At 34.9% G+C, this 13,760-nt stretch carries 7 protein-coding genes; 1 reads left to right on the forward strand and 6 read right to left on the reverse strand.

All coding sequences use genetic code 11. The features are described from left to right. Window positions 1-37: 37 nt before the first annotated feature. From QLS65_RS15150 to QLS65_RS15175, 6 genes are all read right to left on the reverse strand, one after another. A complete protein-coding gene (locus tag QLS65_RS15150) occupies window positions 38-559 on the reverse strand; it encodes a DUF3347 domain-containing protein (protein ID WP_282718561.1) in 522 nt (173 codons plus the stop codon). Further along, window positions 556-2,994 carry a zinc-dependent metalloprotease gene (locus QLS65_RS15155; RefSeq protein ID WP_282718562.1) on the reverse strand — a complete coding sequence of 813 codons (2,439 nt, stop codon included), beginning with the start codon at window positions 2,992-2,994 and terminating at the stop codon, window positions 556-558. The genes QLS65_RS15150 and QLS65_RS15155 overlap by 4 nt, the downstream gene beginning before the upstream one ends. 5 nt (window positions 2,995-2,999) lie before the next feature. After that, the gene (locus tag QLS65_RS15160) at window positions 3,000-4,424 is read right to left on the reverse strand and encodes a RagB/SusD family nutrient uptake outer membrane protein (RefSeq protein WP_282718563.1); all 1,425 of its coding nucleotides are present in this window, start codon (window positions 4,422-4,424) and stop codon (window positions 3,000-3,002) included. Window positions 4,425-4,428: 4 nt separating this feature from the next. Further along, window positions 4,429-8,064: a SusC/RagA family TonB-linked outer membrane protein gene (locus QLS65_RS15165; protein WP_282718564.1), complete on the reverse strand. Its 3,636-nt coding sequence runs from the start codon at window positions 8,062-8,064 to the stop codon at window positions 4,429-4,431. Window positions 8,065-8,196: 132 nt separating this feature from the next. Next, window positions 8,197-9,336, reverse strand: a complete 1,140-nt coding sequence (locus QLS65_RS15170) for a FecR family protein (RefSeq protein ID WP_282718565.1) — start codon at window positions 9,334-9,336, stop codon at window positions 8,197-8,199. 194 nt (window positions 9,337-9,530) lie between these two features. Further along, window positions 9,531-10,100 carry an RNA polymerase sigma factor gene (locus tag QLS65_RS15175; RefSeq protein WP_282718566.1) on the reverse strand — a complete coding sequence of 190 codons (570 nt, stop codon included), beginning with the start codon at window positions 10,098-10,100 and terminating at the stop codon, window positions 9,531-9,533. 569 nt (window positions 10,101-10,669) lie between these two features. Here QLS65_RS15175 and QLS65_RS15180 point away from each other — a divergent pair. Further along, complete coding sequence (locus QLS65_RS15180; RefSeq protein WP_282718567.1) at window positions 10,670-13,759, forward strand: SusC/RagA family TonB-linked outer membrane protein; 3,090 nt, start codon at window positions 10,670-10,672, stop codon at window positions 13,757-13,759. Window position 13,760 lies beyond the last annotated feature (1 nt).

Consider the following 13,760-nt stretch of genomic DNA (forward strand, 5'->3'; position numbering starts at 1 on the left):
GACACTTGACAACTTGAAAAACAAACTACCTTACTTTTTATAAACTTGCCTTTACTTCACCGCAAGTCAACATGTTTTTGGGATAATAGGGATTTTTGATTTCCATACTATCACTTAACCACATCGCACTGGTCATTGGGCATACCTGCAGATGTAATGTGGTATCAGCAGCCTTAAATTTAGGTGCCATATTCCAAAATTTCACAGAAAGTAATTCGAAAATTTTACGCTGCTTATTGATGTTTTTAGTTGATGAAACTTCTGTTGCAAGTTCTATAATTTCCTTTCTTGTTTTCGTAGCCTCGTTCATTTGTTCAAGGCTTAACTTTTTAAACTTGAAGTTTTTTAACGAATTCTGTAATGCAGTCGCATTTACTACAACTGCCAGACTATCTGAAATTAGCAAACTATTCTTTAAAGCCAGGTAATTGTTTGTGATTTCCTTTTTATCTGCTTCGCGTTTTGCTACTAATTCTGTAGCTACCTCTTGCTTTGAAGTTAACTGGGCCTGCACCAAACTGCTAAAGCAAATTAATGCTATAACTAATATATTTTTCATATAGTTGTTTTATTTATTTTTGAAACTATTTTATCTATTTCTATCAAAATACCTTCCAAATGTTCTTTGTTTAGACCTGTTGTTACATTCATTAGCTTTGTAACATCAGTTCTTAATCTTAAAAGATGTTGCTTGCTGTATAACGCCACATCACTGCGTTGTGCTGCATTTAAAGCTTTACCGGGTTCTACTTCTTTAGGTAATAACAGCATGTTTAGCTTATCAATATAGCTACGTTGCAGACCTCGTCTGTAAAAATCCAATTTTTCGTTACCACTAAATTTTACCCATACGGTTTGTTGCAAATCGTTTAGAAACTCGGGAACAGTATAAGCCCCTTCAAATTGCATCGCTTTAAGACTGATATTATAAAGCATACCAGAACTTAACAACATATTTAGCACTTGATTTTGCTGATCTGATATTTCGTCTGCGGTTTTCAAAGAAATCAGCTGACTAATCTCTTGCGGATACATCCATAGAGGAGCTGCAAACAATTGTCTGCCAACGTAATCGACAGCTGCTTTAACTTTTGCTTTCGGAATAGGCTGATAAACCAAACCTTTTTCATCAACAGTTCTTTTGGTTATGTAGTTATTACCAATATATTTCAGCACATGATACAAGTACACACCATATTGTTTCACAACTGCTTTATGCATATCTGATAAATTATCATATCCATCGTTAGGCTGGTAAGTCCATTCAATAAGATTAGGCACTACACGCTTTAAATTTTTAATTCCATAATCACTGGCAAGTACCGCATCATCACCAAGATCTTCTGTTTGGCTGCGTGGATCTTCTTCTTTTCCTTCGCCTCCAAACCATAATTTAGGATTAGCGCCCAAGCTATCAGTTGTTAACTTGCTGAGCAATTTCTCTTCCTCAAACTCATCTTTAGCGTTTGGAAAATAGCCATAACCCCACTTAATCGCCCATTTGTCATACATACCAATACGCGGATAAATACCCTCTGGACTAATATTGTCTTCTGGCTGTGCAACATAGTTAAGACGGGCATAATCCATTATAGAAACGGTATGACCATTTGCTTCCACCCATTTTTTATCCCTGAGTTTTTCTACCGGTGTGGCATTGCTGGCTCCCATGTTGTGGCGTAAACCAATGGTATGTCCAATTTCATGAGAAGAAACGAAGCGAATTAATTGCCCCATTAACTCATCATCTAAGTGCATTTTTCTGGCTCTGGGATCTAAAGGTCCTGCCTGAATCATATACCACTTTTGTACTAATTTCATCACATTGTGATACCACCCCACGTGACTTTCGATGATTTCTCCACTTCTGGGATCGCTCACACGAGGTCCATAAGCGTTAGGCGTTTCTGAAGCATAATATCGTACTACAGAATACCGTGCATCTTCCAGACTCATCGTCTTATCATCTTCTGGCCATTCTTTACCAACAATAGCATTTTTAAAACCTGCAGCTTCAAAAGCTTTTTGCCAATCGTTAATCCCTGCAATCAAGTAAGGTCTCCATTTTTTTGGCGTTGCAGGATCAATGTAGTAGACAATTTGTTTTTTTGGTTCAACTAATTCGCCTCTTTCGTATTTTTTAATGTCTTTGTCTTTAGGTTCCAACCGATACCGTTGAACGATATACTTGGCTTGGGCACGCTGCTCATCATCATCAAACAGAACATATTTATTGGCGAAATAACCCACTCTTTCATCAGCAAAACGTTTGCGCATTGGCGTTTTTGGAAGCAGTACAATTGAGGTATTTAATCGCAGTGTTATGCTTCCGCTACTCGCTGTAGCATTTGTGTACGTTTTTGTAGTTTTGACCTCAATGTTAATAGGGTAGACATCTATAGTCTCGATGAACGATTTATCATCTGCAAGAGTCGTTAGTTTTTTATCCGTTTTCTCTTGGCTCGCCAAAGAGAACATTGGATTATCTTTCTTGAAAGCATCTGTTACATCAATGACAATATTCTTCGTATCAGGATTGATTGCTTTTATTGGAAAGGCCGCAACAATTGGATTTTCGTTACTTCCAGCCAATGCTTTTGCTAACATCGAATCTGCGTTGCGGACATCTTGCTTGTATTGCAATGACCTCAAGAAAACGGTATTGTTAGCTCCTTTCTCAAAGTAAATAGTCTGCTCGTTGGCTTTCTCACCACCAAAACGCCCCATTCCTTCAGGAGTAGAAAGATACCTGGTTACCACCAGCATATATCTGTTAAACAAACTGTCCGGAATTTGAAAGAAGAATTTATTATCAACCTTACTAATAGTAAAGAGACCTAATTTGCTTTTAGCGCTTTCATTGATTACCTTACCGTAGGGCTGTATCCCTTTTGGCTGGGTACTAGTACTATCCGCTTTCTTTTCTTGAGTTTGTGTAAAACCATGCTGTTGTCCTGCAACGAGCATGATTATTAATATAAATAATTTCTTCATTCGAATTAAAATGGGAGTTTTTCGTCTGTATTTAATGTAAGTTTTGGATTCTTTGATAGAGCAGACAAAGGAAACGGCACAATGTATAATCTGGAATTGGGCTGTAAAGTATACGTTTTTTGTGGAACGGTCTTGTTAACGATTGGAAATATTCTTGTGATAGTCTTTGCGTATTCCGCTTCATTGTTTAACCTTTTAAGGTCAAAAAAACGATGAAAACCCAATAGTAATTCTTTTCTGCGCTCGTTTATAACAAGCTCCATAGTTGCTGCTCTGGTAGCTGGAACAGCTAAATTTATAGTACCGGATAAAATACGTTTTGCTCTTAATGTATTTAAAACAGTTACAGCCTCACTAAATTTATCTTCTCTGGCATAACATTCGGCCAACATCAAATAGACCTCCGGCGTTTTCATTCCAACAGTAGGATAAAAAAATCTCGTATATTGAGTTCCCCAATACGCTGTACTTGAACCTTGATCCAGATTTGTTGTGCTAGTAGAATTAAAAAACAAATTAAAACGTGCATCATTAGTACCAAATAAAGTTCTTAACTCCGGGCTTATGATATAGCTCTGTGCAAAATTCATCTCATTGTAACCTGTCATGTACATATAGCTAAGTACTTCTACATTATTTGCTGCAGGTACAGCAACTGCTGTTGGTCCTCCCTGTGCATTGTAAGCTTTCATATCAAATATTTGATTATTATAGCTTAGTGACTTTTCTGCAGCCGCAGCAGCACTGGCAATTTCACGCTTAAACAAATGAACTTTAGCTTTAAACGCATAAGCAAATGCTAATGACGGATGGTAAACATCAAGTGGTTTTTCCTGAAGATACGGCAATGCATCCTCTATATCCTTCTGAATAAATTCGTAAACTTGCGCCACAGTAGATTTTGATGGCTGCGCCTCTAAATCAAATTTATCCATGATACAAATACCTCCATCAGTGGTGGCAGTTTGTGGGTCATACCCTTTTGCATAGGTATTTATTAACAAAAAGTGATCGTAGGCTCTATAGATTTTAGCTTCTGCTTTTGCTAGTTGTTTTATACTTTCATCTCCTTTACTATTATCAACTAATGAAATAATGGTGTTCCATCTGTTAATATAAGTATAAGCCTGATTATAAAAACTGGAACCTGTAAATAAAGAAACTCTATCTGTGCTTTCATCAAAAGTAAAATTAATAATATCGATGTTTGGCGTTCTTCCTATTACGTTTGCCTCTCGCATCCATTGATCGTCTGACAAATACTGAAAGTTGTTGATGGGATAACCTCTGTTTGGGAGCGATACCATTTCATGAAATTGTGCAGCTGTTTCAACAACTAAAGCTCCTTTTGGTATAACATCAGTGTAATCTTCGCAAGATGCTACAGTTAACATGATCAGCGATAGCAATATAGTATGTATGTGTTTCATTTTTTTAAATTGTAAGATTAAAACCAAATAAGTACGTTTTTGGCGATGGTAAATTACGTGTACCAGCGTTAACAGAATAGACTTCTGGATCAATACGATTTCCAGCAGCACTCCAGTACCAAAGATTATTTACTTGAAAAGTAAATTTAGCCGATGACATTTTAATTTTATTTGCAAAAGATTTTGGCAAATTATAGCCTAATGAAATGTTTCTAAGCTTGATGTAATCACCATCTACAACATTTACATCTGAATTTCGCCATTGACTGCTGATAGTTCCAGCATAATTTCTAACACTTTCATCAAAATCTACATACAAACGAGTGTTGCCATTTTGTTGCAAATCAGTGTAACGATCTGAAATACCTGAAAGATTTACTGCATCAGAACTCATATCAAGAACCTCTTTACGCATTACATTTCCACCTGAGAAAACAAACAACATATTCAAATCGAATTGTCTGTACGAAAATCGCTGTGATAATGAACCGGTATAAGTTGGTGTTAAACTCCCCATGTTTACTAAAGCATCAGGATTATTAACTGTTTTTATAGTATTTGATATTGGATTACCATTTGCATCAAAAGTGATTGACGGACTTCCATTTTCATCTAAAATATAAGGATACCCATTAATCGTTCCTCCATATTTGTAAGCATACAAACTATTGTATATCTCATTTTCTAAAAAGTAATCTGATGGCGAACTAACATACACCGAAGCATTCGATTGCGCTCTGGTAATCTTTTTAACGGTCGTTTTGTTAAAACCTAAAACTACATTAGAACTAATATGGAAATCACCATTATTGTACCATTCAGAACCAATACTAAATTCGATTCCTTTGTTCAATAAAGCTCCGGCATTAATTCTTCTGGTCAATGCGCCAACAGTAGGATCTAAGTCGGTTGTAGCTAATAAATCAGAACTGTATTTACGATAAATATCGACACTACCCCTTAACTTACTTTGAAACAAGCTGTAATCTATACCTAAATTGGTACTTTGTGTTTTTTCCCATCTCAACAAAGGATTTGGTTGAGCCGTGATATTGATGTATTGTAAAGATTGATATAAGTTATCGTTTCTTCTTGTAGCGGTTACGTATGGAGTGGTAGTTTGATCAATATTTCCGTTCACACCATAAGTCGCTCTAAGTTTAAGTGAGCTTACCCATTGTATTTTTTTCATGAAATCCTCGTTGCTGGCATTCCATCCTAAACCTGCAGACCACAAAGGGCGGTTTTTATACTTTGGATCTACTCCAAACAAATCTGCTCTATCAACCCTATAACTTCCTGTTACGTTATATTTAGATAAAAAGGTGTACCCTAAAGTGCTAAAAACCGAAAAATAACGATGTAAAATTTCCTGTTGAGTTCTTGACAAGGCTGCTAAAGTTCGGTTATTTCCATATATATAACTTGCAACTCCTGTTTGACTAAGAGCAAGGCTATTGATTACAGCAGAGGTAAGTGTAACGGGGTCATAACCGTATCTTAACTGTTCAATAGTTCTGGGAACAAAAGTTTCTCGCATTTCAAAACCAGCTATAGCGCTAACTGAATGTTTACCTTCACCAAAATCTTGGCTATAATCTAATTGGTTTCTAAAAGAATAGTTACTGGCCTGACTGCTAAATTGTTTGTATCGTCCTCCTGTAGAGAATCCATCTACATAGGTATAAGCATTAGTAGTGGGATTATATCCCGTTAAAGAATTAATGGCATAACGCATCTTATAAGAATTGATGTCATTATATTGCTCGTTATCGTTTCTTCTTGTTTCGTATTGAAATTGTGTGTTAAAACTTAAACCTTTCCATATCTTGGCACGCAAGTTTGCAAAAGCTCTTAAACTTAAAGATTTTTCATGTGTAGTACCTTCCTGAAGCGCATTTAAAACATTAAAAGTTACTGGCTTAAAACCACTAAGACTAGCTATTTTTGAAGCTACCAATGGATTAATTACACCGCCTGACGTAAAACCATCGCTAATCCCTACAAATGGAGATATTACAAGATCTCCATTGTCATCGGTAATGCGCTCGTATCTTTTTTGGATATCGTAATTACCAAAACTAGAATCCGTAACATCATCATTACTATATGTTCCATTTAATCCAATGGTAGCATTTAACCAGTTGTATACCTGAAAACTGCTTTTTGCATACAGATTAAATGCTCGGCTATCATTGTTTTTAATACGATTTTTTGACTCGTCATAATTAAATGACACATAGGTATTTTGCTTACTGGTACTACCCGAAAACGCAATATTGTAACGTTGTCTTAATTCATTTTGCCATACATTATCCCGATAGTCTTTATTATAGTCGTTCTTTCTCCATTGGGTAATCGTGTTGTTGTAATCTAAATTGTTAATTTTTCCTTCTTCAAAATCTCTGTTGAGCTGGTAAAGAGGGCTATAATATTTCATACTGCTATTTCCAACATCTCCATAACTGCTGAACATAGTAGCCGTGTTAGCAAATCTCGCTCGTTCTCTATTATATACAGCCTGTTCAAAATCAATTAAATCACTTGTAGAGGCATAATTCATATCCTTTAAATTGGGTTTTGTAGCCATAAAGAAATCCGAATTGATACTCACTTTTAAGCTACCATTTCCTTTTTTAGTAGTTAAAACAATAATACCGTTTGCAGCTCTTGAGCCATAAATAGAAGCTGCTGCTGCATCTTTAAGGACATTTACACTTTCAATATCATAAGGGTTAATCTCTTCCAAAGTCAATTCAGTTGGCAAACCATCAATTACCAATAGCGGAGTGTAGCCTACTCCTAAAGAAGAAAAAGTACCTATACCTCGTAATATAGGTTTATCTGCTGCAGATCCAGAAGGATTTTTTTGAAACATCAAACCAGCCACACGGCCTTCCAGTGCAGTTAATAAATTAGCATTTATATTTTCGTTTAAGGTTTTTTCATCAATTTTAGAAATTGCGCCAGTGGAGTGGCTTCTGGAAAGAGTCTGAAAACCTGTTACTACAACTTCTTTCATTATAGACACTTTCTCTTCAACTACAAGCGTCAATTCAGTACGTCCATTAACAGAAAAAGATTTTTTCTCAATAGTTAATCCTGAGCTTTCAATTGTTGCGTTTTCAGGTACATTATTTAAAACAAAACTACCGTCAGAATCTGTTATTGCTCCAATTTCAGCCCCTAAAACCCGAACATTTACTCCGGGAAAAGGTACATTTTTAGCATTGATGACACGACCGCGAACATCGATAGAACCCGTTCCTTTATCCTCTTTTATAATAGTACTTATCACAATGGTTTGATTGGTGATGGAGTACTTTAATGGCTGAGTATCAAAGATTGAATTCAGAACACTTCTTAACGGAGTATTTTTTACAGAAATAGTGACAAGCTTAGCACTTTTCAGAAGCTTTTGGCTATAAAAAACTTCATAGTTAGCCTGTTTAGCAATGTTTTTCAGCACAGTCTCAAGAGGTGCATCTTTTACATTTATCGAAATATTCTGTGCTTCAGAAGTATAACTACATAGTAGAAATAGTGTACTGAATACCCATAAATAAGTTGATAAATTTAGCCTAGGAATTCTCTTCCCTGGTCTTTGGGGATTTTTTTTTGGTTGTAAATTAAATTTCATACATTTACATTTGGTTAGGGTTAAACAACGAGAACAATTTATATTGGTCATTAACCTTTATCACAACCAGAAGCATCGTAACTGCTTCTGGTTTTTTGGTTAATAGCCTTAATAATCGGGTAAACTTAACATCTAGGGATACACAATAATCGTTTTTCCTTCGACCTTAAATTTTATATTACTAAGCTCAAGTACTTTTAATACTTCAGACAAATTTTTATTCATAAACGTACCTCCGTTAAACCTTACATCCGAAACATCGCCACGGTATTCTACTTTGATTCCGTACCAGCGCTCCAATTGTTTCATTACTGTTTTCAGATTGGCATTATCAAATTTAAAACGGCCATTTTTCCAAGCAATAGCAGCTTCGGTATCCACTTCCCGAATTGCAATCTTATTAAAATTATCAGACACATTAGATTGTTGTCCCGGTTTTAAAATTGCTTTTTGATTTTTATAAGTAATCGCTACACTTCCTTCTAATAAAGTAGTTTTTACAACTGATTCATTGTTATAAGCATTTACGTTAAAATGAGTTCCAAGTACTTCAATAGCATGATTGCCGGATTTTACCCTAAAAGGTTTATTTTTATTTTTGGCTACTTCAAAATAAGCTTCTCCTTCTAACTCTACCATCCTCTGATCTCCATTAAACTGGGTTGGATATTTAATGGATGAAACTGAATTTAGATAAACTTTGGTTCCATCTGCCAAAACTATATTGTATTGTCCTCCTGTGGGTGTTGAAAGTGTATTGAATGAATTAGCATCATTTTTTGAAGCATCAGCATCTGGATTTACGATATACGTGATAACTCCATTTGCATTCATCTTAATTGTAACTTCTTCTTTTTCTCCTTCTTTGGCAATAGTATCTTTTGCCGAAATATCAGCCAGAACAATTTGCTTTCCGTTCGAAAGTGTCAAGATTCCCCTATTTCCTCCAGGAGCAATTTCCTGTGGTTTTTCAACAACCTGAATAACTTGCTCTTTTGGTTTTGTAAAATAAAATATTCCCGTACCCAATAATAAAGCTATTGATGCCGCAACTGCTACACGTGGCCAAAGACTAACTACTTTTTTTTCATACTTTAATGGCAATTTCGATTTTAGATATTCGTAACTATCTTGCAGTTCATACTCGCTAAGCTGCCCATTACTATTAGACGCTTTATGCAAATACCACGCATCTAGTTTATCCTTATCTTCATTAGATAAAGTACCTTTCTGGTATTTTTGTAGCAACGCTAAGATTTCAGTTTCATTCATAACTACAACACGAAATTTTGTCCTGTTTTAAGTAAGACAGTTAGAAATAACTTTTGTCATAGACAATGACAAAAAAATTAAAAAAAATATTATTATATCGTTAATAAATCCAGACCAATGTTATTTCTTTTTCATCAACAAGGATGTTCTGACTAGATTCTATCATAGAAATTAACAAAAAACACTACTATAATTTACCAAACAAAAACGCTCATTAAAGACTTGAGTTTTCCTCGTAGTATCTTCAGCGAATTATACACTTGCTGCTTGGCTGTTTTATCCGTAATATTTAATTGAAGTGCAATTTCATCATAGGAGAGTTCTTCTACCTTTCTTAAAAGAAAAACTTCGCGCATTTTTTCTGGAAGTAAAGCAATTTCTCTTGCAATAATTGCCTCTAATTCTTTTTCTCTAAGATTAGAATCTGCTAAAACGTAACTGTTTTCGATAAAGTTTGAAATTGAATCTGCATAACGCGAAACCACTTTTTCATGGGCGATATGATTTAGTATTCTGTTTTTTGTGGCTTTGTATAAATAAGAAGAAAAAGATCCGGTAAGCGTTAATTCATAGCGTTTGTTCCAGATTGATAAGAATACTTCCTGAACAACATCATTTGCTTCATCCCGATTGCCCAGCATTTTATAAGCATGATTAACTAAAATTTTAGAATACCTTTCAAAAATTTCTGTAAACGCCAATTGATCGTCTTCCTTAAGAAGATTTAATAAAATATGATCAGCATATTTGCTATAAACAGACATTAATTAAAAGAGGTGAAGATCGAAAAAAGCAATATTAAACATTTTTTATGTTAAAAACAAAAAGATGATTCAGTTAGAAAAAATGCACCTATTTATAACCATTATTTTCTTATATAATAGGTTTTTAACCAGCATAAAAGGTTACAATACAAAAGTGAAAAATTAGAGTGACGCACTAAATTCAAAAAAAAAAGAATTTTATACGCGTCCTCTTCAATTTCTATTTTTTCTAAATGGTTGAGTTAATATCACCAGAATTTGCACTTAACACTACCTTAAAACTACAAGTCCAAATAATCTATGTCTTTATCCTAATTAGTTTTAGCAATTTTAAATTTCAACCTATTTGGAAAAAGCTAAAATCAAAAAAATAAAATATGTAAGAATTTGTTATTTAACACTTTACAGCTATTTCGAAATTTATTAAACACTCCATAAAAGGGCGTCAACCAATAACTTTACATTCCATTTTGTTTATTAATAAAAGAATACATTTTGTTAAAATTATCATAATACACCATAAACATCCTACAACTAAGTTTGTCCTCGAAAATCAAACTTTACAAAAAATGAAAATCTTAGGACAAAAATTATTGTTTTTTTTATTTGTTTTTTCTGTTCACTTAATTAATGGACAAACAAAAACAATTACCGGGAAAGTAACCGATCAATCGGGGCTTCCATTACCAGGCGCCAGTATTATGGTTAAGGAAACCAAAATGAGCTCCATATCAGATTTAGACGGAAACTATTCCATTAAAACTGAAAATGGAAAAACGTTAGTATTCTCTTTTATGGGTTTTAAAACCAAAGAGATTTTAACTTCCGAAGGGTCTAAAATAGATGTGGTATTGGATGATAACTCATTGGCTTTGGGGGAAGTCGTAGTGACAGCTTTAGGTATCAAAAGAGACAAACGAGCTCTTGGATATGCTTCGCAAGAATTAAAATCAGATGACATTAATAAAGTCAACTCCACAAATTTTGTTTCTAATCTATCAGGAAAAGTTACCGGTGTTCAAATAACAGGCTCCGGAAATGGGATTACAAGCTCTTCTAGAGTGGTGATTCGTGGGGATAAATCTTTAAACATAAATAATAACAGTCCACTATTTGTTGTTGATGGAATACCAATAAACAACAATACGTATGGAGTTGGTGGTAACTCAACCAATCAACGTGATTTACCAACAGATTATGGTAATGGCGCATCCGAAATAAACCAAGAAGATGTAGAAAGTGTGAATGTATTAAAAGGTGCCGCAGCATCTGCCTTGTATGGATCAAGAGCCGCAAATGGGGTTATTGTTATTACCACAAAATCAGGTAAAAAAAATAAAGGACTTGGTGTTTCCATTTCTTCCTCATACATGACAAGTGAAGCCTTGAGATTGCCAGAAATACAGGGTGTTTACGGTGCAGGATCAAAACTAACCTATGATCCGGGAGCAGATACTAATTTAGGTCCCAGACTAGATGCCGGATTGTCTATTTTACAAAACGGAAGTCCAGGTTATTCCGTTGGTCAAGGAGTTGCATTACCTTTTCAATTCAGATATGATTTGAATGACTTTTTCAGAAAAGGGAGTTCGATTTCTAATTCGGTATCCATCACCGGTTCAGACGAGAAGACTAATTTCCGTTTGAGTTACGGAAAGACCACCAGTGAAGATATTGTACCAAATTCAAATTTAAAAAGAGATAATATCAGTTTGAACTTAAACTATAAAATTTCTGATAAATGGAAAGTAATAACAATAGCAACCTATACAAAAAGCGGTAGTGACAATACTCCTGTAACTGGATATGGAAGCCAAGGACTTATGTATAATCTATTGTGGAACCACACCAATGTTGATTTAGACTGGCTTAAGGATTACTGGATTACAAAAGATGTTCAACAAAACAGCATGTTCAGTTGGGGAGACAATCCATTTAAAATTGCTTATGAAAACATCAATGCCTTCAAAAAAGGACGTTTATATGGAAACATAGCATCAACGTATGATTTCAATGAAAACCTTTCCTTGATGGTTCGAATGGGAATGGACAACTCTAATGATTTCCGTTGGTCACGAAGACCTATTGGTTCTTCCAGATATCCACAAGGAATGTACCGTGAACAAAGCATCGCTTTTACAGAGTACAATGCAGATGCTTTGCTTACTTACGACCGTACTTTTGGAGATTTCTCTACAAAATTATCTTTGGGTGCAAACCGAATGAATCAATACACTTCCGAAGGTAAAATTGAAGGACAAGGAATTAGTATTCCTGGAATTTACAACTTACAGAACATTAATGTAATGCCTATACAATCCAGAAATATTTATAAGAAACGTATAAATAGTACTTATGGAATGGCAAATATTGGGTACAAAAACTATCTTTATTTAGATCTTACCGCCAGAAATGACTGGTCTTCTACACTTCCGGCAGATAATAATTCTTATTTCTATCCTTCGGCGTCGTTGAGTTTTATTCCTACTTCATTGTTTGAAATGAATAAAAACATTGATTTTTTAAAATTTAGAGCAAATGCTGCATCTGTAGGAAATGATACTGATCCGTACCGTTTAGTAAAAACGTATGAAAACGGAGCTTTGGCAGGTACATTGACAAATCCAAGTACTATTTTAAACAGTAATTTGAAACCTGAAATCGCAACATCGTATGAAGTAGGTGTTGAAGCTCAGTTTTTCAACAAAAGAGTAACATTAGATGCCAGTTATTACATTACAAACTCTAAAAATCAAATTGTTGGTTTAGATGTTTCACAAGCAACCGGATCTACATCAAACGTAATCAATGCAGGAAAAATTCAGAATAAAGGTATTGAAATTGGTTTAGGGATTACACCTGTTAAAAGTGAAAATCTAGAATGGTCGATTAATGCTAACTTTAGCCAAAACAGAGGGGTTGTAAAAGAACTAACGGAAGGAATCAGCAGTTATATTATTGCACAAGGACCTAATGGCGGAACTGTAGAAGCTCGTGTAGGAGAAAGAATGGGAGACATGTACGGCAGAGGATATCTTAGAAGTCCTGATGGTCAAATTGTTTTTGATAATACCGGTTCTCCAATTTTGGATACCCAAATTAAAAAAATCGGAAACTACAATCCGGACTGGATGTTGGGTCTTTCTACTAATTTAAGGTTTAAAAATGTAACTCTTAACGCCTTATTTGACGTTAGACACGGTGGGAAAATCTATTCAATGACTAATGCAATTGGTATGGAAAGTGGCATTTTGGCCGTTTCATTACCAGGAAGAGAAACAGGAATTGTTGGCGATGGTGTTGTACAAAATTCTGATGGTTCTTACAGTCCAAATACAACAGTGATAAGTGCCGAAAACTGGTATTATTCAAATGCTTTCCGTCGTGATAATATTGAAGCTAATTCATTTGATGCTTCGTATGTAAAATTGAGGGAAGTAAGTTTGAACTATAGATTTCCACAAAAATTAATCAAAGCTGCCAACGTGCAAAACATAAGCATTGGCTTAGTAGGAAACAACCTTGCTCTTTGGACAAAAGTGCCTAATATCGATCCGGAAACTCAATCTTTAAGCGGAGGGACATTATTACCCGGATTTGAAGTACTGCAACTTCCATCCTCAAGAAGCTATGGTGTAAAACTAAATGTTTCATTCTAAA

It is taken from the genome of Flavobacterium algoritolerans (assembly GCF_030010385.1).
In the GTDB taxonomy this organism is placed as follows: domain Bacteria; phylum Bacteroidota; class Bacteroidia; order Flavobacteriales; family Flavobacteriaceae; genus Flavobacterium; species Flavobacterium algoritolerans.

Excerpts from the sequence above, each read along its gene's own strand:
- QLS65_RS15180 (WP_282718567.1), top strand. The coding sequence starts at position 10,670 with ATGAAAATCTTAGGACAAAAATTATTGTTTTTTTTATTTGTTTTTTCT.
- QLS65_RS15170 (WP_282718565.1), bottom strand. The coding sequence starts at position 9,336 with ATGAATGAAACTGAAATCTTAGCGTTGCTACAAAAATACCAGAAAGGT.
- QLS65_RS15165 (WP_282718564.1), bottom strand. The coding sequence starts at position 8,064 with ATGAAATTTAATTTACAACCAAAAAAAAATCCCCAAAGACCAGGGAAG.
- QLS65_RS15175 (WP_282718566.1), bottom strand. The coding sequence starts at position 10,100 with ATGTCTGTTTATAGCAAATATGCTGATCATATTTTATTAAATCTTCTT.
- QLS65_RS15150 (WP_282718561.1), bottom strand. The coding sequence starts at position 559 with ATGAAAAATATATTAGTTATAGCATTAATTTGCTTTAGCAGTTTGGTG.
- QLS65_RS15155 (WP_282718562.1), bottom strand. The coding sequence starts at position 2,994 with ATGAAGAAATTATTTATATTAATAATCATGCTCGTTGCAGGACAACAG.
- QLS65_RS15160 (WP_282718563.1), bottom strand. The coding sequence starts at position 4,424 with ATGAAACACATACATACTATATTGCTATCGCTGATCATGTTAACTGTA.